General features: G+C 34.1%; 22 protein-coding genes. 4 read left to right on the top strand and 18 right to left on the bottom strand.

Annotation, left to right across the window (positions count from 1 at the left end):
* Nucleotides 1-94 precede the first annotated feature (94 nt).
* Nucleotides 95-1,213, bottom strand: coding sequence for a hypothetical protein (locus AB3U99_RS03485; RefSeq protein WP_400245497.1), 1,119 nt, complete (start codon nt 1,211-1,213; stop codon nt 95-97).
* Between the two features lie 400 nt (nt 1,214-1,613).
* Between AB3U99_RS03485 and AB3U99_RS03480 the strand changes: the two genes are divergently transcribed.
* The 3 genes from AB3U99_RS03480 (at nt 1,614) to AB3U99_RS03470 (ending at nt 3,104) form a co-directional block, all read left to right on the top strand.
* Nucleotides 1,614-1,886, top strand: coding sequence for an acylphosphatase (locus AB3U99_RS03480; RefSeq protein ID WP_400245495.1), 273 nt, complete (start codon nt 1,614-1,616; stop codon nt 1,884-1,886).
* 137 nt (nt 1,887-2,023) lie between these two features.
* Nucleotides 2,024-2,398 (top strand): large conductance mechanosensitive channel protein MscL, encoded by a 375-nt coding sequence (gene mscL, locus AB3U99_RS03475; RefSeq protein WP_400245492.1) that lies wholly within the window; start codon nt 2,024-2,026, stop codon nt 2,396-2,398.
* Nucleotides 2,399-2,471: 73 nt separating this feature from the next.
* Nucleotides 2,472-3,104 carry a Bax inhibitor-1 family protein gene (locus tag AB3U99_RS03470; RefSeq protein WP_400245490.1) on the top strand — a complete coding sequence of 211 codons (633 nt, stop codon included), beginning with the start codon at nt 2,472-2,474 and terminating at the stop codon, nt 3,102-3,104.
* Between the two features lie 231 nt (nt 3,105-3,335).
* Here the strand turns inward: AB3U99_RS03470 and AB3U99_RS03465 are convergent, their stop codons facing one another.
* The 3 genes from AB3U99_RS03465 to AB3U99_RS03455 all read right to left on the bottom strand — a co-directional run bounded on the left by AB3U99_RS03465 (nt 3,336) and on the right by AB3U99_RS03455 (nt 5,454).
* Nucleotides 3,336-3,620, bottom strand: coding sequence for a hypothetical protein (locus AB3U99_RS03465; protein WP_400245487.1), 285 nt, complete (start codon nt 3,618-3,620; stop codon nt 3,336-3,338).
* Nucleotides 3,621-3,903: 283 nt separating this feature from the next.
* The gene (locus AB3U99_RS03460; RefSeq protein WP_031537398.1) at nt 3,904-4,410 is read right to left on the bottom strand and encodes an acyl-CoA thioesterase; all 507 of its coding nucleotides are present in this window, start codon (nt 4,408-4,410) and stop codon (nt 3,904-3,906) included.
* Between the two features lie 111 nt (nt 4,411-4,521).
* Nucleotides 4,522-5,454, bottom strand: coding sequence for a magnesium transporter CorA family protein (locus AB3U99_RS03455; protein WP_400245485.1), 933 nt, complete (start codon nt 5,452-5,454; stop codon nt 4,522-4,524).
* Nucleotides 5,455-5,580: 126 nt separating this feature from the next.
* On the opposite strand from AB3U99_RS03455, the gene AB3U99_RS03450 reads away from it, so the two are divergent.
* Nucleotides 5,581-5,841 carry a hypothetical protein gene (locus AB3U99_RS03450; protein ID WP_400245483.1) on the top strand — a complete coding sequence of 87 codons (261 nt, stop codon included), beginning with the start codon at nt 5,581-5,583 and terminating at the stop codon, nt 5,839-5,841.
* A gap of 400 nt (nt 5,842-6,241) precedes the next feature.
* Here AB3U99_RS03450 and AB3U99_RS03445 read toward each other — a convergent pair whose 3' ends face one another.
* The 14 genes from AB3U99_RS03445 to AB3U99_RS03380 form a co-directional block, all read right to left on the bottom strand.
* Nucleotides 6,242-6,802, bottom strand: a complete 561-nt coding sequence (locus AB3U99_RS03445; protein WP_400245481.1) for an RNA polymerase sigma factor — start codon at nt 6,800-6,802, stop codon at nt 6,242-6,244.
* A 92-nt stretch (nt 6,803-6,894) separates the two neighbouring features.
* On the bottom strand, nt 6,895-8,220 hold the full coding sequence (locus tag AB3U99_RS03440; protein WP_400245479.1) for an oligosaccharide flippase family protein: 1,326 nt from the start codon (nt 8,218-8,220) through the stop codon (nt 6,895-6,897).
* Between the two features lie 198 nt (nt 8,221-8,418).
* Entirely contained in the window at nt 8,419-9,051 is a 633-nt protein-coding gene (locus tag AB3U99_RS03435) for a response regulator (RefSeq protein WP_400245476.1), read from the bottom strand.
* The gene (locus AB3U99_RS03430) at nt 9,044-10,090 is read right to left on the bottom strand and encodes a sensor histidine kinase (RefSeq protein WP_400245473.1); all 1,047 of its coding nucleotides are present in this window, start codon (nt 10,088-10,090) and stop codon (nt 9,044-9,046) included. The genes AB3U99_RS03435 and AB3U99_RS03430 overlap by 8 nt, the downstream gene beginning before the upstream one ends.
* Nucleotides 10,087-10,821 carry a cell wall-active antibiotics response protein LiaF gene (gene liaF, locus AB3U99_RS03425; RefSeq protein WP_400245471.1) on the bottom strand — a complete coding sequence of 245 codons (735 nt, stop codon included), beginning with the start codon at nt 10,819-10,821 and terminating at the stop codon, nt 10,087-10,089. The genes AB3U99_RS03430 and liaF overlap by 4 nt, the downstream gene beginning before the upstream one ends.
* A 534-nt stretch (nt 10,822-11,355) precedes the next feature.
* Nucleotides 11,356-12,006, bottom strand: coding sequence for a PspA/IM30 family protein (locus tag AB3U99_RS03420; protein WP_400245468.1), 651 nt, complete (start codon nt 12,004-12,006; stop codon nt 11,356-11,358).
* 14 nt (nt 12,007-12,020) lie between these two features.
* Nucleotides 12,021-12,374: a flagellar basal body rod protein gene (locus AB3U99_RS03415; protein ID WP_400245465.1), complete on the bottom strand. Its 354-nt coding sequence runs from the start codon at nt 12,372-12,374 to the stop codon at nt 12,021-12,023.
* Nucleotides 12,375-12,542: 168 nt separating this feature from the next.
* Complete coding sequence (locus AB3U99_RS03410; protein WP_400245463.1) at nt 12,543-13,739, bottom strand: Ger(x)C family spore germination protein; 1,197 nt, start codon at nt 13,737-13,739, stop codon at nt 12,543-12,545.
* The gene (locus AB3U99_RS03405) at nt 13,736-15,328 is read right to left on the bottom strand and encodes a spore germination protein (protein ID WP_400245460.1); all 1,593 of its coding nucleotides are present in this window, start codon (nt 15,326-15,328) and stop codon (nt 13,736-13,738) included. Before AB3U99_RS03405 ends, AB3U99_RS03410 begins: the two co-directional genes overlap by 4 nt.
* Nucleotides 15,325-16,443 carry a GerAB/ArcD/ProY family transporter gene (locus tag AB3U99_RS03400; RefSeq protein ID WP_400245457.1) on the bottom strand — a complete coding sequence of 373 codons (1,119 nt, stop codon included), beginning with the start codon at nt 16,441-16,443 and terminating at the stop codon, nt 15,325-15,327. Before AB3U99_RS03400 ends, AB3U99_RS03405 begins: the two co-directional genes overlap by 4 nt.
* Nucleotides 16,444-16,567: 124 nt before the next feature.
* On the bottom strand, nt 16,568-17,704 hold the full coding sequence (locus AB3U99_RS03395; protein WP_400245454.1) for an endospore germination permease: 1,137 nt from the start codon (nt 17,702-17,704) through the stop codon (nt 16,568-16,570).
* A gap of 407 nt (nt 17,705-18,111) precedes the next feature.
* Nucleotides 18,112-18,351, bottom strand: a complete 240-nt coding sequence (locus AB3U99_RS03390) for a hypothetical protein (RefSeq protein ID WP_400245451.1) — start codon at nt 18,349-18,351, stop codon at nt 18,112-18,114.
* Between the two features lie 202 nt (nt 18,352-18,553).
* Entirely contained in the window at nt 18,554-19,708 is a 1,155-nt protein-coding gene (locus AB3U99_RS03385; RefSeq protein ID WP_400245449.1) for a DEAD/DEAH box helicase, read from the bottom strand.
* Between the two features lie 245 nt (nt 19,709-19,953).
* The gene (locus AB3U99_RS03380) at nt 19,954-20,652 is read right to left on the bottom strand and encodes a GTP pyrophosphokinase family protein (RefSeq protein ID WP_400247943.1); all 699 of its coding nucleotides are present in this window, start codon (nt 20,650-20,652) and stop codon (nt 19,954-19,956) included.
* Nucleotides 20,653-20,769 lie beyond the last annotated feature (117 nt).

Genomic DNA, 20,769 nt, shown 5'->3' with positions numbered 1-20,769 from the left:
CCGAAATAGATTGAAAGAAAGGATGTCTCATGGAATGGTTACGATTTATCTAACATTCCATGGAACATCCTTATTTTTGATACAATAAAAAATCCTATTTTACTAATCGAATTGATTTAATCCTTTGAGATAAATCTAATTGGATCATTAGTTTATATTTTCCTGCTAAATATGTCGCAACATACCCATCTTCTTTTGTAACAAAATCCTCAGGCTTCCCTAATGTATCTTGAATAGACTGCACCGTTTCTTTTAATCGAATTCCAGGGATTGAAATAGAGGTAACCAGTTCCGTGCCCTTATCATAGTAATAAGTCACCTCTGGAAGATCTAATTGATTGTATCTCTGATTATAATCAGCATCCGTATAATTCGAGTTTATTTTCTTTATCTCTTTTATATTGGTACCAATTGGATATTGAGCACCTATTAACATTCCTTGTTCCGCTAAATTTATTAAGCTTGATGTGATGCTTAAATTCTTATACGGAAAATAAAACTCTTCCTTATCCAGCCAATTTTTAATGATTTTCTTATTTTCAATAGAAGTTCCATCCACTTTTAATAATTTCCCATTCTTTGGCTCAAGCATCCATGTATCAAATTCCATTATTTCATTATCTTTTTTTCTTAATGTCTGTATATATTTTTGTTGAATGTTTTTAATATTTTTACTGTATATTTGCATGCCATAATCTGTCAAAGTAACCAATTTCTCACCATGAATAGTATAGAAATAAGCCATTACTTCATTTGCTTCTTTCCCTTGAAAAATGGCTGCAATATTTTGCTGATTAACAAGAAATGTTCCTGTATTTTTTTGTGACAAATTAAAAGTCATCGGATTTGGTAATTCAAGCTCCTGTTTCACTACCTCATTTCCGTACTCTTCTGTCCATAAGTAAAAGGAAAAGTCTCCAGTTACAATCGTATCATCTTTTTTTCCAAATTCATTATCTTCGACTTGCTGATACTTCCTTTCCCCTTCACCTACAATAAATACCTGATACGCTTTCTCTTTGACTTTCATATCTATTTCAAAATATGCATTTTCTTCTACCCATTGTAAATCTTTCTTAATAACTACATGCTTTTTGTCAATCTCATTCTTTTGTTTATCTGTTAAATAAGAATTCACCATGGAAGCCACTAAAATTCCTGCAATTATAATTACTCCGACCCATAACAGCCAGATATATTTATTTCTTTTCATTATATTTCTCCTATTTTTCAAACACATCTATTCTCCTCTATTAGGAGAATAAATATTTCGATTACGGTTATTTGTTGCCCTTTTCATCAAAAAATGGCACTCTCACCATAAGTTATTTTATTTAAGGCTCACAAAGAATAGTACTAAAATTTTGTCAGAGCCCTGATACATACCTATTAATAGTACCAAATTGCTCTCCAATCTACAAATCTAGCTTTTTCCAACAACTTTCCTCCCCATTCCCAAGACCATTCACACACAACATATGGACTATTTTCTGCAGCTCTTCTCCACATCTAATGACCCAACTTGCGACAATACAAATAAATATGAGATGATTGATAGAAAAAGCAAATGGTTCTCATCATCTATAAGAAGTTATTCCATGAGGAGGTAAAAAATGAAGCAATTTCATCTTATTGTTAGCGGAAGGGTACAAGGAGTTGGTTTTCGATACTTTGTACAAACTTTAGCTTTAGAAAACCATGTAACTGGCTGGGTTCGAAATAAAACAGATGGCACTGTTGAATGTATTGCCGTTGCTTCACCCGATACACTACATACTTTTGTAGAAAAACTAAAAAAAGGAAATCGCTTCGCAAAAGTACAGCATATAGAAATAACCGAAAATGAGCCAAAAGAACCATTTTTAAATTTTAAAGTAATATACTAATTTTTCAGGCTTCCCCTTATTCCTTTTTAACCTATTTTATCAATAGAAGAGGCTTGAAATGACATATTTTTCATGTAAGAATAATTATATCTTAATAACCAATAATGGAAACAAAAGATTTATTTCAGGAGGATTATATGTGGAAAGAATTTAGAGCATTTGCAATAAAAGGAAACGTAATTGATTTAGCAGTTGGGGTCGTTATTGGCACAGCATTCAGCAAAATTGTCAGTTCATTAGTTCAGGATTTGATTATGCCCCTCTTCACTTACTTTATACTTGGAGTAAACTTTTCTTCATGGAAATATGAAGATATTAAATATGGTAATTTCATACAAAGCATTGTTGATTTTTTCATTATTTCTTTCTCTATTTTTCTAGTAGTTCGTTTAATAAGTAAATTTAAGAAAAAGGAAGAAGTCAAAGAAGAAGCTGTAACAGTAGATACAAAAGAAGAATTATTAAAAGAAATCCGCGATTTATTAAAAGCAGAAGCTGTTCGCGAAAAATAAATTGAAACTTCTTAGAGAGTGTTTTCGTAGTATCTTATAAACCAAAACTCAATACTGGAGTGAAGAAAAATGTATGCATAGTCCAAGTAATGAATATATGCCCTCTGTTTTAAGAACTTTTGCCCTTTCTCTTGGAATAGCTTTTATCGGCACGATGATTGGTAATTTTGTCCCAACCTATTTATTCTTACCATTGTCTATTTTAGAAGTCGTTCTTTTATTAATTGCCATTTTTGCGAGAAAAGGAAAATCATTATCCTACGGTTTCTTATTTACCTTTACGTTTATTTCAGGGATTACTACATTTCCAATCGTATCTTATTATGTATCAACAGGCGGAGGAAATGTTGTCATCAACGCATTAGGAACTACAACCGTTGTGTTTGCTGGTGTCGCTATTTACGCGACAAAAACGAAGCGCGACTTTTCTTTCTTAAGAGGGATGTTACTTGCTTCCTTAATAGCCTTAATTGCTATCGGTATTTTTAATATCTTCTGGCCATTAGCAACAGGCGGAATGCTTGCATACTCCTTTGTCGGTGTACTTGTATTTAGTGGCTATGTTCTTTATGATTTCAATCGAATGAAGCATCATGGCGTAACAGCAGATCAGGTCCCTTTAATGGCCTTAAATTTATACCTCGATTTCCTAAATTTATTTATAAGTATCTTACGTATATTCGGCATTCTGTCCCAAAAAGATTAGAAAGGTTTGAGTAAAGAGGCCCATAACCTCCTTGCTCAAACCTTTTTTGATAAATTGAAACTTCCATCAGTGGGCGTTTTCCTTCATCCCCCACTGATGGTTAGTTGAACCATTCGGACCTTTACGGACAGTTGATCTCCCACCTATCTTCCTCAAATTCTCATTAGCTTGTGATGGGAGTCTTACTGTCCGTTAAGAGTAGGATAAAGAAACAGCTGCACTTTATCCCTTTTATTGATAATCCTCCAAACGACTTTTGATTAGTTGAATCATTTCCTCAGGATTATCTTTTACAACAAAAGAGAATACACCTCTATTTGTATGCAAGTAAAGCATTTTATAGCGATTTGGTGATGGTTTAAAAGAAATGTCATGTATCGCCTTTAAATGAAATGTATGCTCTTCACTTGTAACTCTATCACTCCATAAAATGAGACTTTTTTCTTCTTCTTCGATTTGAATATGTAAGTCAATCTTCCTTGTGACAACAAAATAGGAAAGGGAAAATATTTTCATTTTTACCTCCTAGCATCTATCCCTTGTAGTAATGAGGATAATATATGGGCAAGGAAAAAATGAAATCTATCCCCCCTGCAAAATCAGACAATGTTATTAGACAAGATATCGGAAATTCCCATCATTTCCTGGAAAATAATTTGATATTTCGACAGCATCTAATATCGTTTTTTTACCATTTGGGGAATCTTATATCATCAAGCATTATCCCTTCGACAACTTCTTCCACTATTTAGCGAATCATCCGATTGTTCCATTTGAGAAAATGACATTTCTCTATCACTCATCCTAAACTTCTATATTTTTTTGCAAGCTCTTCTGTTTCTTTCTTCCGTTTCTTTCTTGCTTCTGCTCGTTCCTTCGCAGATTCATATAAACTCTTTTCTTCTTCTGTCTGTGGGATTACTTTGGGAACTTTTGTCGGTTTTCCATGCTCATCAATAGCAACCATCGTTAGAAAACTGAGTGCACATAAATGCCGTTCTCCGGAAATTAAATCTTCCGCAGTTACTTTTACAAAAACCTCCATAGATGAAGATCCCGTATAGGTCACAAAAGCTTCTAAGCAAACAGCATTCCCTTCATGAATCGGATACAAAAAATCAACAGAATCGGTCGAAGCCGTAACGATTCCTCTTCTTGCATGTCGCATAGCTGAGATGGCAGCAGTATCGTCTATATATGCCATTAACTTACCGCCAAATAATGTTCCATAAGTATTTGTGTCTGTTGGAAAAACAATGCTTGTTTTTACAACAAGTGATTCACTACAAAATTTAGACTCTTCCATACATCCTCCTTGCATAACCTGTGGGAGTTTTTATTTAATATAAATATCATATCTACCATCATTATTATATGCTAATTTATTATGGAGAGTCTAATTTTGATTGGAAAAGAGCTATCGAAAAAAAGAATTTTTCTTCCGTACTTTTAGTAAATCTCCCATCCACCCTCTTGATTTGAGATAGAAAAATACAACGACAGTAGACCCAATAATAATTGCTAAAGAAAACAGATAGCCTAACTTCCATTCTAGCTCTGGCATTATTTTAAAGTTCATTCCCCATAATGCACCCCAAGCCATAATTGGGGTGCATAGCGTAGTAAACACCGTAAGAGTTTTCATAATTTCATTCCCTCTATGCTGCGATACGACTTCTTCAAAATCGACAAGGTTATTTAATTCCTTCTGGTATTCTTCCACCAAGGTTAATCCTCGCTCCATTCTTTTACTGACACGAGCATATTCTTTTCCCTTTGTAATTTTCTCTCCAAATGCCTCCTCTAACGAGTATCTTATTTCGAGAAAGGGGATCATGACATTCTTCCAAATAAGAAGTTCATGTCTAGATTGATATACTTTATCTAATGTCTTTATACTATTTCTCTGTTTTACATCCCAAATCAATTCATCCAATTGCTCTTCATATGAATCGATATGGTACAAAATCTCTGTCAGTATTTTCCCTAAAATAACCATAAACCCTTCAATCGGCGTTTGTGCTCGCTTTATTTCCTGGATGAAGTTATTTCTATCGATATGCAAACTATTATCTTTATAATCAAAGGTGATTAATGTATCATTTGATAAATAGAAATGAAAAATTTCATACTCTTCTCTTTTATCTATCTCCCGATGGTATATAAGGGAGCCACTTAATGTTTCCTGATCTTCTACAGAGGTATCAATATGAAGATAGTTATTTCGGTTATCTTTGATTTCGCGAAACCAAGTATTTATTAACGGTCCCTTTTCAAAGGAAACTTCCCCAATATCCGCTTCTTCTAACAACTGATACCAATCCCAGTTCTCTAAACGGTATTTATTCACTTGAATCCCCCTTACTAGCTTTTCTATTATTATTCCCTGATCGTAGTTTGTAAAACTTAAAATGGGGTAAATAAAGAATAGGAATGAAACAAGAAGGACTAGTAAAAAAATAGGAGGGATTCTCGAATGTTTGGAAAAAATTCAATGCGTACCTTTGCAATCGTTGGGGCAGGAGTGGGAAGTTTTTTCCTTTTCACACATAAAGGAAAAGATATGCTTACTCGCTTTAAAAACAAATTCAATACTACGCAAAAAGATGATTTACTTTCGAAAGCAGGAAATCCCGCTCCAGATGATATTGGTGATAATAATATGGTAAATGAAGGTGCCATGTATTCGGTGAATTACTATAATAAACAAAGAAATGACAAATTAGCAGAAACTTAAGTCTATTATTACAGGATTTGAATAGCAACTACATGGTGGCTGCACTTATCCACTAGGAATGGAATCCAAGTCCATTAGAAGTGTTCTAAAATCAATTAGAATATCGAGCATTCGAAAGGAAAACCAATGCTCCATCCCAATTTTAGCACCCGACTACTATCAATATTCAATAAAGCGAAACTTCCATAAGAGGCGGTTTTCCTTCATACCCCTCTGATAGTTAGTTAAACCATTCGGACCTTTACGGATAGTTGATCTCCCACCTATCTTCCTCGAATTCTCATAAAGCTTGCAGGTGAGAGACTTACTGTCCGTTAAGAGTGCAATAAATAGCAATTTTTCCAGTGATATCAACAAATCAATGAGTGGATGAACATTCCCCACTACTGCAAGTTTCATTTTATAAATAAGCAATTTTATTATTCATGACCTTAGGCTTTAATTGATCCTTCGCTCGTTTCATTCTTGTTTTCACCGTGGATAACGGTGTTTTTGTATGAGTACTAATTTCCACTAATGTTTGATTATGGTAATAGAAAAGGAGTAAAGGCTCTTTATACATATTAGGAAGTTCTTCTAGTGTATCAATCATTTCCTCTTTATCACATTTGCTCATTAATGTTTCCTCTGGTTCCAGTACATCTGAAGTATCTCTGGCATATGTATAGACAGACTCTTCCCAAAATTTCTTCGATTTTTTTTCTTTTCTCCAATAATCTCTACATTTATTAAGAGCTATTTTATATAGCCAGCTTTTTACTTTCTGAAAATCCTCAAAGCATCCAAACGATGTATAAGCAGAAATTAATACTTCTTGATACAAGTCCTCTGCTAGTTCTTTATGTTTCACGAGTGATACTATATAAATATAAATTGATTTTCCGTATTCTTTCACTACCTGTTCAAATAATTCCTCTTGATTTTCTTCCGCTAATTGCGTTTTATCTATTAGGGATTCCATTTTCTTTCGCTTTCCCCTTCCCTTTTTTTACGATTCTACTTAATAAACGTTTTGCAACGTACGAATCCCTACACTTTTTTTAACAAAAATTTTTAATGAAGTTTATTTACTGGTGTTAACCATATCGAAATCCCTATTTTTTTGCATATTGTTAAATAATGTAACGATACTAAAATGACTGCCCCTACATTCATTCCAATCGCGATTCCACTCATTTGAAGCTGACTTAAAGAACCTAAATAATATATCGCTGCATAGGAGAAAGAAGTTGACCAAATACTATGAAAAACCGCGTCCTTTAGCAATCCCAAGCCAATTAAGTACGCTTGCATTGGAATCGTAAAATAATGTAGTAAAAAATACGGCCATAGAAGCTGAACAATTATTGCTGCCTGAGTGGAATGAAAAAAGGTCATTGTCAATGTATCCGCGTAAAAATAAAAAATCCCAACAGCAATCGTTCCGTAGATAGCGGTAATAATCATGACCTGCTGCAATAGTTTTTGCAGTTTTGTATAGTCATTTTGGACATATGCTTTCGAAACGGTCGGTATCAACATTGTCATAAAGCTATGGGCTATAAAGGCTGGGAAAAATCCAATCGTCATCGCAATTCCAGCAAGCATTCCATATTGCTCTGTTGCGTTTGCTGCCGTAATTCCTGAAGCCACTAACGCTCCTTTAATTAAAAAAGGCTGAATTGCATGAGTCAGCGCATGAAAGATTCGAAGACCCGTTGTTGGAATAGATACGGATAATAAATCTTTCCAAATTACCTTTCCATTCATGATTTCATTTTTCCCTTTTTTAATCCGCTGATACTGTACGAAAAACATATGCATTAAGTACAGTAATACGACTGTATCACTTCCGACAATTGTAAAAAAGGCAATTAATACAGAGGTATTTAAGTCAAAGGAAAACCACTGAAATAAGAAGACCAATAATCCAAGCTGAATGATTTTTTTCAAAAAATTAGAAGCTGCAATTTTCCCCATCTGCTGTTTCCCCATAAAATAACCTCTTGCAATAGAAGTGAAGGAAATAATCGGCAGCAGGAGAATGACTAGCCATTTTAAGAGTGGATGATAGGAATTAAAAATTGGGATAAAAGGTATGATGATAGATGCGATGATGGTTAGAAAAATAGTAGAAATGATCGTCCACTTTAATACTTGCTGAAGCATCGACAAATGATACTTCGAATCTTTCTCTGCTATAAATTTTGAAATAGATGTTGGTAACTCAAAGGTAGCAAGTAGAACGATGAGAAAAATAGTAGGTAACACTGTCATGAATAATCCTAGTCCATGCTCTCCCAGTTCCCGTGCCATTATCATATTAACGATGAATTCAATACATTCGCCAAAAAACGCTGTTACAATTAATAAGAAGGTCCCTTTGTAAAATGAACTCATGAATCTCTCCCTCAATCTATCTTCCACAAACGTATACGTAAAAGATGTGTGTTTATTTTTCTCTTCTTTACCATCATATGAGACAAGTTCGAAAAATATTTTCCTAGTTTGTCTTTTTCTCAATAGAAGAGAGAGAAATGTATTAATTAAACATTTGATTAAGGGATTATTCCGTATATTAAAGGGGTTTTGGCTTACTTATTCTACAAGGGAATGCTTAAAAGCATAAATGACTGCCTGCGTTCGATCCTGTACTTGTAGTTTGCTAAGTAAATTGCTAACATGTGTTTTTACCGTTTTTAAAGCGATAAATAAATGATCAGCAATTTCCTGATTGCTTTTGCCCTCTGCCATTAATAGAAGAATCTCCATTTCTCTCGCGGTTAATTCTTCATGCAGAGGAGTTGCTTTCTTTTCCCGCATTTTTGTCATCATTTTATCGGTTACTTCTGGTTCTAGCACAATTTGGCCTTGAAAGGTTTCGCGCACAGCTCTTGCTATTTCACTAGCCTTCGATGTTTTGAGCATGTAGCTAGTTGCACCCGCCTGTAAAGCTGGATAGACTTTCTCATCATCAAGAAAACTAGTGACAATAATAATCTTTGCAGCCTCCCATGCTTCTACTATTTGGCGTGTTGCTTCAATTCCATCCATTTCTTCCATTACTAAATCCATTAAAATAACATCCGGTTTTAATTGAAGTGCAAGCTCCACTGCTTTTCTTCCATTTTCTGCTTCTCCCACTACTTCAATATCTGCTTGTGCAGATAAATAAGAGGAAACTCCAATTCGTACCATTTCATGATCATCAACTAGTAATACTCTAATCATTTGTATCCTCCTTTCTTTCCAAAATTGGAACTTTTACTTCTAGACGTGTACCTTTCGTTTCCAAGCTAATTAGTTTTAATACTCCGCCAATCTCTGCTGCTCTTTCATGCATATTTTGAAGACCATAAGACCCTGCCTTTCTTTTATCCACATTAAAGCCGACACCATCATCTATTATTCGTAAAATGACAAAAGCTTCTCTTTTAATAAGCTGAACTTCTAAGTAATTTGCCTTTGCATGTCTTAATGTATTGGATACAGATTCTTGAAGAATCCGAAAAAGATGATCCTCAATTCCTTTATCTAAATCAATATCTTCTAATTTCCATTCTATTTCTAAAGATACCTTTTGCTGCAATTCATGTAATAATTCGAGGATTCCTACCTTTAATGATTTTCCTTTTAAAGCAGCTGGCCTTAAATGAAGCAATAAAGCTCTCATTTCTAATTGAGATTGTTGAATTGTATCCTCTACTAGCTGTAACTGTTTTGATTCATGATCATTTGTTTTCGGTCTTGTTTCGTTAATCGCCGACAACAGCATAGATGCTGCGAATAATTGTTGGCTAACAGAATCATGTAGCTCTCTTGCTAGTCTATTTCGTTCTGCGATAATGACACTTTGAACCTTCACTGCTTGATCTTCCGCTTTCTCATTCACAAGCTTTTGTGAGCGCTTCGTTTGTTCTACTAATTGATTCTGCAATTGAATCATTTTATAGCTTAATGATTGCAGCTCCTCTGTTGAGCCAATGGGCTGCAAGGGATGATACTCCATTTTATCCATCGTATGTAACATTGCTTCAATGGAACGAATTTGTTTTCTCCAAGAAAACCCGGACAAATAACCAATTAGGATACCTAATGTAATATCAACGCTTGTTAAAAATAAAATGAACGGAACGTCCATTAACTCTTTTTCCCACAAAGCTTCCCAGTTTGCTGGAGGAAAAACAACTAAATAGCAAATGGAAAAGAATACAAGTAAAAGAAGGGATGTACATACTCCCCACAAAATTTGTCTCGTAATAATACTCATATTCTTTTCACCTCTAAGCTACCAGCAATAAAGGTGGTGAAAATTTTTACTCTTGTTTCTGCTTGATCAAAATTAGCAGTCCGAATACTTACATTTTTATTCCATACATTCTCTTCTTCTTCGCCAAATATATGATAAGAACCAAATAAAACGGAGTGATTGATGCTAACTTCCATATCATAAGGGATATATAACTTCACATCACCTACAATATTTTTAATCATGATGACCGTTTCTCCCTCTGGCAAAACAGTATAGCTAAGATCAACCGTCGTATTCGTTATTCCACATTGAATGTTAATATCATTCCATTCATAGACATGATCTGGAGTAATATTGCGATTATAGAATGAATTAGTAAATAAGGACTTTTTCTTAATTATTGGCTCTTCTGTAAGAGTTTCCGTTTCCTTATCTTTAATAATTGGTTTAATTACATCGGTAGTGTTCTTCTTTTGGAATAATTGAAAAAGATAATAGGCAAGAATCGTCAATAAAATTATTTTTACGGTAATCATATTTAGAATACTAACGATTAAAAGCAGTAAACCAACCCAGAAAAGGATTTTTCCAATTCCGCCTTGTAGTGATTTCTTTGATATATACATCATGCCAATTGAAACAAGAAGGGAAAAGATTAGTCCTGGATTAAAGACAAAGAGTTCTAATAATAAAAACCCTCCAACCACATAAACCCAATTTGCATAATTATCTTTTAGTTGTTTAAACATTGGCTATTCTCTCCCTTCTTTGTTTTATTATGGTGAAAATTTGATTGTTTCTCCCCACAAAAAATAAATGGCTAATACTAAATCATTAAATTAAGACCGACTAAAAATGACAGTACACGTTGAATGAGTAGGTTGCTTTCCACTCCAGGATGCTCGCTTTCCGCGGGGAGCGCCGAGCCGCTTCACAGCTCACGCTCCTGCAGGGTCTCGGACTTTCTCGCAGCTCCCATAGGAGTCAAGCGGTCACCTCTCCAAACCAACTTATTATTCGCTTTTAAAGACTCAAATCCTCATTTAATTTGGATAACTATACTTTTTCAGTGGCCTCGTTCCGCCTGCGGGGTCTCACCTATCCCACTAATCCCGCAGGAGTCTCGCACCTTCCGTTCCAATCAACCGTTTGACAACGTGGTTACCTACATAATTTATTAAAAACAACCTTTGAAATTTTATTTAATTCTTTCTTTTTTGTCTATATCAAAAATAAAAGGGGCTGGCTTTTGTAGCTCCAGCCTCTTTTAGGATACCATTTTTTTATAAGGAAATGGAGTCATCTTCTTTTTTTAGCATATCTTTCTCTAATTCTGCTAATTTTTCATCCATTGTTTGTTTATAGTATTCTGTATTTATCTTGTTCTCTAGTTTTTCAATATATTGTTCCATTTCGGTAAAGCGTGCTTGATTTGTTGGTTTTGCTTGTTTTTCTTCCAAAACTTTATTCATCGTATGGTGTGCTTTTGTGATATTTTCCTTTGCCATTAGCTCCATTTGGCGAATCTTCATGTCTTTTAATTTATGTTTCATATCCATATATTTTGTTTCGATCTCATGCAATTGCTGTTCAGTATTTCTCAACGATTCTTTTAAACGTATTACTCTTTCTTCATAATTTTTTTGTTCCAGCTGAGCAAAGGAATAAAGCTCTTCTTCTCCTGCTTTACTAGCAACCTCAGCCTGCCTTTTTCTTTTTTCTGCCATCTCTTCTGCATGAAGCAATTCTTTGGAGAATTCTTCTTTTAATTTATATTGTCTTTCCACCAATTTTTTTACTTTATCTGTCTCTTTTTCACATTCTCTTACGTATTGATTTAAAAGAGCAAGTGGATTTTTCTCTTCCTTCTTGTCTAATAAATTATTAATGTCAGCCAAAACGGTATTTTTCATTCTTTCTAATAAATTTGTCATGTTATTATCTCTCCTTATTTATTTAATTCAGACCATTGCTTTTCAAAATTTTGAAATGGGTCGTCAGATGAATTTTTTGAAATAATCGATTGTTTTTTGTTGTTGTTCCATTTTTTATAAACAAGATACAGTACATAAACGGCTGCCAATCCAATAATTGCTGGCAGATTACTTGCAGTTATTACGAGCATGATGATTCCTGCAATCCCCCACCCTATTTTGCCTGTTGTACTTGTTGCTTTTACATATTGTTTAAAGGCAAAATAAAGAATTACTGCACTAATAACTAAACCTAGTAATGGACCTATCTGTGATAAAAGTATAATAGAGGCTACTGCTCCAATAAGAAATAAACCAAATTTTTTCATTTTGTGTATTCGCTCCTTTCTTATCTACTATGTTACCTTCTTCCTGTTTTTTTCATAACATGCCTTAGCTTGATTTTCCTCTACAACTTTAGTCTTAGAAGAGGCTAATCCTAAAAAGGGCTAAGAAAAAACTGTTCGCAGTGAACAGTTTTTCTAATTCAGCAGTATTTATTTTTCCGTTTCTGTTAAGAAGCTCTTAGATCGAATTCCCGATCTTCTAAGAACAAAATTCACATCTACTTTTACATCTCCTTTTGCAAATTCTTCATTCCATTTATCTTTTACCTTCATAAAGGAGTTAAATTCTTGTCTTCTCATCACTTCTCCGAATCCGAAAATATCTGCTTGGTATTGTCTTTGAACATTCGTAATAGTATCCGTTATTTTTTTTGAAAAAGTTTCATTGATTAACTTTTCATATTTCGCAATCGTACCTAGCTCTTCCACGCTTTTATAGCATTGTGTTCCTTCAATAAATCCTTCCGCCTTTATACTCACATGAAAAGAAGGCTTCCCGTTCTTCATTTTAGAAGTTACTTCTGTTTGTGACTCTGTTACTCGAATCGCACTATAGTCTCCTTTTTTACATTCAATGGTCAATGAAGTTGTCTTTAAATCATTTCTTGTCCATAAATAGTTTCTGGAATCCTCTAAGCTAAGAAAACCTATCACCCTGCCATCTTTAAAAATCGCCAACGAATCTACCACTACAATCGCATCAGGCGTTACCTTCGTAATATTTTCCATGCTCATTCCTTTTTCTACATCACCCTTTAACCGGACAGTAGCAAGTACTGGTTCTTTTCCTTCCAAATTAAGTTCGGAGATAAAATTAATAATGCTCATTCCAGGGTCTCCTCCCCAGTCCTCCAGCAAATGATCCATTTGTGGAGATAGCTTTAAAGAAGATGCCTTTCTATCTTGGGCAGTTACTTTTAAAATATCTTCTGCCCTTCCATCTTTAGCAATAATAATATTAAAATCATCTCTAATTTCTCTATTTCTTTCTAAAAAATCAATAAAGTCAAGTCTCCCTGCATTTGCTATTTCCTCGCTAATTACGAGCACTTTCATATGAGAGAAGATTAGAAACTGCGAATAATACTCATTGAAAAGATGGGTAATTTCGGAGACGGAATCCCCTTCAATACCTTCAACCAACGTAGGCGAATTTCCAGCTGCAGATTGTGTATTTAATTCAGCAGCATTCAACGCCTCCACTGTCACTTTGTATTTTGCATTTTCGCCTTTATCTATTGCCATCCCTGCAACTACTTTAATTTCTGATAATTCTTTTCTATCCCAACAGCCCGTTAATAGAAATAAACTGTTTAGTATACATAGAAAGACAGCGATTCTTTTCACTTTTTGTCCCCACCTTCATGTTTAGGGGGCGACGGAGATCCTTGGGGCTTTTGCCTATTCTTCACATTTGGGCTTAAATAGGATGGTCTCTTACTAATCGACCATAGTGGGAATCGGACAAATACATCCTTTTGATCTTCAACGATAAATGGAGCAACTGGCGCTAAGTATGGAACTCCAAAGGAACGAAGAGAACTTAAATGCGCAACCATGAATACAAGTACTAAAAGAACACCATATAAACCTAATATAGATGCAACAATGATAAGAACGAATCGAATAAGTCTCGATGCGTTTGCGAAGTTATAATTCGGGAAAACGAAATTAGCAATCGCGGTTATCGCAACAATAATAACCATAATGTTTGAAATAATTCCTGCTTCAGCCGCTGCCTGTCCGATAACTAATGCACCTACAATAGAAACAGTTTGACCTACAGCCCGTGGCATCCTTACCCCTGCTTCTCTTAAAATTTCAAATGTAATTTCCATAATGAATACCTCTACTACAGCTGGAAAAGGAACATCCTCCCGCTGAGCAATAACACTTAATAATAAAGTGGTTGGTAAAAGCTCTGGGTGAAAGGTTAATACACCTACATAAGCGGAAGGCATGATTAAACCAATCATAAAAGACAAATATCGAATCATCCGAACAAAGCTACTCATAAAATAATTTTGATAGTTATCTTCCGGTGAAGTAAAAAAATCAGTAAGAACAGCTGGAACAATTAATACAAACGGTGATCCATCAATAATAATGACAATCTTCGCATCCATTAAATAGGTTGCTACTGCATCCGGACGCTCCGTATTCATAGCTAGTGGAAACACAGTCATACTTTTATCTACAATTAATTCCTCCACATTTGCAGACTCAAACACGGCAGATATATCAATCTTATTTAATCTTGACCGAACTTCTTCTAATATTTTTTCATTCACAATAGAATACATATAACCCATATAGACATTTGTACGTGTTTCATTTCCTATCATGAATTTCTCAAAACGTAAGTGGTGATTTTTTATTCTTTTTCTTATTAAGTTTATATTTGTCGATGCATCCTCTACAAAAGCGTCCTTTGGTCCCCTTACTACTGTTTGTGTTGTCGGCTCGGCTACAGCCCTTCCTTCACTGTTAATATAATTTAAACTAAGCGCCTGCTCAACACCTCTGAAAACAATGACAATACGCCCTTCCAAGATTGAAGAAACGATATGATTAACTGTCTTTAATAATTTATACCCAGAAACACCAAAACTTTTTTTACTTAGATCCTGCAAATCATCCACTGTTTCTATGGTAATATCTTTATCTGCCGAATTTTCCAACGTATTTCCTAACATCTCTTTTAACATTTCCGTATTTACTACCGTTTCTAAATAGTAAATACACCCTTCACTTTTGCCCACTCGAATAACATCAGACTGCAAATCAGCAGTATTCCCGAAGGTTGAATTAAGTTCCTCTTTTAGCTCTTCAAAAGTAAGTTTATCTATGCCTATCTCTTTTGCTTTAGTTGGAACAACATTAGAGGGTATCTCTTTTTTGCTATTTATAGACATTATTTTTTTAAAATAATTCATGCTTTTATCCCCCTTTTTTCATTCCTTTGTTCCTTCCATTTTTTTATTAACAGTACCAACACAATCAAAATAGGGAATCCAAATTGAAGTGGAATATGTAGTAGAAATATATCTACATTTAAACCCTCCACCATATGATCGGAAAAATCTATCGTAATAAAGATAGAAAACATCGCTACAATACAGGAGACCGGCATTGCAAAATAACGATAAGGAATCTTAAACATATACTCAATTCCTTTTAAGCCACCGTATAAAAACACAGAACTTTTAATTAATATTCCTAACATCATAATAAACACAACTAACACATCTATTCTTTCAAGAAACTCCCCAATGCTAACAAGCCTTGCCGCAATCAATAATGGGAAATTTGCACGCACTGCTGTATTTTCTCCTAAAGTAGCAATGATGAGAAAAACGGAAGCTAATAAGATTACACTTGCTATAAATACGCTGATTAAACATATCCTCCTAGCCACTTTGAAATCCCCTATATGCGCTAAAATAACTGTAAATGCTATTAACTCTCCAAAAGGAAAGGCAATAATAGACGGAAAGGCAGACTTAATGATTGGCTTAATACCAGTGCTAAGAATTGGTTGCACATTAGTAAGATTAATTTTGCCTCCAGCGTATAATAAAATAAACAACATGAATACAAATATAAACATATAGGGGCTAAATATTTCTGCTGTTCTTCCTAATACCTCGATACCTAAATACAAGATATAACCGATTACTAACATAAGCGTGAATATCGTGAATTCTACGGGCGTTGCAGGGAGAATAGCAGAAGTGATTAATTCCCCAAAGTCTCTAATAACCCTTGCAGAAATATAGATAAAATAGCTTAAATAAACTAGAGCAAAAATGACAGCAATTTTTCGAGAAAAACAATATTCGATTATCTCATATATATTTTTTCCTGGTAGCAATGACATTAAATAAAGATAAAAATTCATAATAATTAAGCCGACAAACATTCCAATTAATACAACTAGCCATGCATCTCTTTTGGCATCCATTCCTATGCCAACTACGATAGAACTTCCTAGAAGGAAATTGATAATCATCGTAAATATTTGAGTTAAAGATAGTTTTTCTGTCAACATAATCATTCAGCACCTTGTTGGTTTTAATTTTCATCTAGCGTTTAAAACATCTAGTTCATTGCTAGTTGGAATTTAAGCATCACTTCTTCCGAGTTATCATCTTCCTTTATAAACAACAGCTTCTTTATGAACCGTGTTCGGTATAATCTCTATTCACCTTCTTCTTGATGTTAGATTTGTTCCAATGTTTAATCATCATAATAAACACCATAAGTGATGGTAATCCAAATTGCAGAGGAATATGTAATAGGTAAGGATTAGACTGCAACCCCTCATTCATATGATCAGAATAATTCCGAGCAATTAAGGTTGTAAAAACACCTATAACGCAAACCATTGGAAAGGCAAAATATCGAAATGTTTGATTGAAAATATATTCTAATGCTTTTAATCCTCCATAAATATAGATACAACTTTTTACAAGTGTTCCTAGCATCATACAGAAAACAACAATAGCATCTATTCGCTGCAGGAAATTGCCGATTGAAACAAGCCGAGCTGCACTCAACAATGGAAAATTGGAGCGTAGGGCAATATCATGCCCCAAAGACAAAATAGTCATCAGCGACGTTACTAGCAATAATAGACTTGATATAAGGACACTATAAATAATTATTTTCTTGCTGTATTTGGCATTTGATACATTGCTCAATATGTAGGTTAGAATAAGCAATTGTCCGTAGGGTCGTACAATTTCATAGGGAAAAATAACACTCCAGAGTGGCTTAACCCCATCCTTTAAGATTGGTCGAATATTGGAAAAATCGATGTTATTGCCTGCATACAAAAAAATAAATAAAAGAAGAATGAAGATAAACGCATAAGGAGTAAAGATTTCTGCAGTTCTAGCAAGAACTTCCAATCCCATATACATAATATATCCCATCACAATTACAAGCATGATTGTCGATACTTCAATTGGTGTTATAGGAAGTACCGTACTTGCAATTAACTCTCCAAAGTCCCTAATAATACGACAACTATAATAAAAAAAATAAATAGCATAAATAAGACTGAGGCCAATTGCAACCGGACGCTTAAAACAATACTCAAACATCTCAAATAAATTTTTCCCCGGTGCCAAAGACATCATATAAATAAAAAACAAGGTAATAATTATTCCTAACCCTAAAGCAATCAGAAGAACAATCCATCCATCCTCCTTCGCTTTTAATCCAAGGCCAATTACAATCGTACTACCAATTTGGAAATTAAAAATTACTGCAGCCAATTGAGTTAACGAAATGTTTTCTTTTAACATGCTGTTACACACTTCCTTTTAGAAAAGCGCAAGCGCCTTGGTTCCTATATATACAAATTAAAAACATGTAGTTTTGATATGTATACTTACATTACACGAAAGAGATTTATCTAAGTTTGCTTTGCAAGACTGTGTACCTATATCCTTCTTCTAAGAGTGAAAGCATACTAAAATTAATCCGCTAAGGTAAGAGTAGTCACTTATTTAGATAAAGGGATACTTCCATCAGCCGGGTTTTCGGAATTTCACCTTCCCTAATTTTCTTCTTGTTGAGATGGGTTTGTACTTCCAATTAATCTATCTTGCTTCTATATTATTAGGCTGTTTGTTGCTATTACCTTGCAGCCTGAATACTTTTGAAAAAAAAGAATCTTATAGAAGACAGCCATCTATTAAGACGATAATCTTCATCCTAGTATCTTCTGCTTTCCCTTTTTTTTATTTTTCCATAAACGAAAATCTACAATGACAGACCAAACGAAGCCAAATATTGCAGTAAATACAATTGTAATTGCACCTGCACCAACTTCCGCCTCATAAATTTTTTTAAAACATTTCATAAACCCTTCATGAAATACAAAAACATCTAAGCCAACGGTCAAAATACCCATAGTTGTAAATATTAATAGATAAGCAAAAGTTACCATTTAATCCTTCCTTTAAGTGCTTTGTTTATTTATGGTATTATCTTGTGAAATTTCTCCATTTTTATGCCTAAATTTTCATTTTTATCTAAGGTAGTCTGCATAGTTCTCACTCCCTTGTCTTTTTTCTCTTCTTTTTAGCCCAAAACAAAAAGCTGTCATCCACCCAATTTTTTGGATGATGACAGCTTTAAATATAAAGATATTATTGTCCTTTTTCTCTCATTTGATAATCAATGATTTCTCCATGATAAAAGCTTTTTCGTGATAATCCTAAATTTAGTTTTTTAGCCATTTGTTTCAGTTCTCTTTCTTCTCTTTCCGTAACTAAACTAACAACCACTCCTGCCGCACCAAATCTCCCCGTTCTACCAGAACGATGGATGTACTGTGTCTGATCAGTAGCTAAATCATAATGGACCACATGCGTGATATTTTGAATATCAAGCCCTCTAGCTGCCACATCTGTTGCTAGCAGCATATTCCGCTTTCCATCTCGGAAATCTTTTAATGATTTCTGACGCTCCATCTTATTCAAATCAGAATGCAAAATACTCGTTTGAATATTTTTATAGGTCAATTTTTCATGAATTACATTTAAATTACCAATGTCTTTTACAAACACAAGTATCTTCGCATTTTTCAAACGAGAAATTGGCTCTAACAGTTTTACCTTATCTCGATATTCTGCTTGAAAATAAATATGCTCCACTTCTGCTGCATCAATCACCTTGTCTTTTTTCACACGGATAATTTGTGCATCTTGAACAAGTTCCTTTGCAATAACTTCTGTTTGTTTTGGTAACGTTGCGGAAAATAATACAACTTGTCTATCTTTTAAAGTGGCTTTAACAATTTGTCGTACAGATTCTATATGCTCTGAAACCAATAATTGATCCGCTTCATCTAGTACAACTGTTTTTACTTCATGCATTTTCAATTTTTTCTGTTTAATCAACTCTAATGCTCTTCCAGGTGTACAAATAACAAGATGAGGGTGTTTTTTAAGCTTTTCTAATTGTCTTTTTACATTTGCCCCTCCAATAAACGAAGCGGAACGAATACCGCTACCCTCTCCCCATTTTTGTACTTCTGCCAAAATTTGCATGACAAGCTCTTGAGAGGATGCAAGACAAATCGCCTGGATATTCTTTGATTCCGTATCAATTTTATTTAAAACCGGCAATAAATAAGCTAGTGTTTTTCCCGTTCCTGTTGGGGATTCAGCAATTACATCTTTCCCCTCCAATATAAGTGGAATGGATTGTTCTTGGATAGATGTCGCGTGTTTAAAATTCGCTTTCTCCCAGTTCTGTTGTATAAATGGTTTAAATGTATTCCAAAATTGCTGTTCTTTCATTTCGTTCTCCTTTTTAAACAAAAGTTAGACGAATTGCATCTAACCTTAAAATATGTCTTCTTATTATAAATTATATACTGAAAAATTGATATGAAACCTTATTTATTGAGGTAATTTATATTTTTGATGGGATGGGATAGGATGGTTTGGATTGTATGGGCTGACTTTGGAGCATATCCCCTGACTTTGGATTATCCTCATTAAAAAAAGAGGAAGATCATCCCTGAGGAAGCTTCCCCTTCACATTATATTAACGTCTGATGTTTACCTACAGTTTGAAAAATATCGACACGATCTTTAATCTTCTTCATTTTCACATCTAATTCATGTGCTGCATCTGCTGCTTCCTTTAATTCATTAAGCAAATGTCCAGGAACATCTTTGTCGAATTTATAATATATTTTATGCTCCAGACTTGCCCAAAAATCCATCGCAATTGTTCTTATTTGAATTTCGACACATACCTCTTGCATTCCTGTGCTTAAAAATACCGGAATACTGATAATTAAATGTAAGCTTTTGTAGCCATTCGGTTTTGGATTTTTTAGATAATCCTTAACCTGAAGAACCTTAATATCATCTTGTTTTTCTATAATATTATAAATTTCATAAATATCCGAAATAAAAGAGCATGTAATACGAACACCGGCAATATCATGAATATACTTCTTTGCATTTTCAATCGTAAGAGCATGCCCTTTTCGATGTAGCTTTTGCATAATTCCTCTTGGATCCTTAATGCGAGATTTTATATGTTCAATCGGATTATGATTATGAATAAATTGAAATTCTTCATTTAAAATTTTTAATTTCGTATTTATCTCATCTAGAGCAAAGTTGTATATGATTAAGCTATTTTTCCATTCATTAAGTTCATTTGATAATTCATGTAAATCAAAATGATTATCTTCCATATATGTTTTGAGTTGTTTTACGCTTTCCATCAACTAGTATGTCTCCTTTGGATTCCTATAAACCTTTTCTGCGTCTACTCCGATACTCTTTAAAAATTCAATAATTTGGTCAATTGTTTTCATTTTCAACATCCACCTTTTTATAAG

This window comes from Niallia tiangongensis (assembly GCF_044704065.1).
In the GTDB taxonomy this organism is placed as follows: domain Bacteria; phylum Bacillota; class Bacilli; order Bacillales; family Cytobacillaceae; genus Niallia; species Niallia tiangongensis.
The sequence above is the reverse complement of the archived record's forward strand: the minus strand, read 5'-3'. Positions and strand labels throughout refer to the sequence as shown.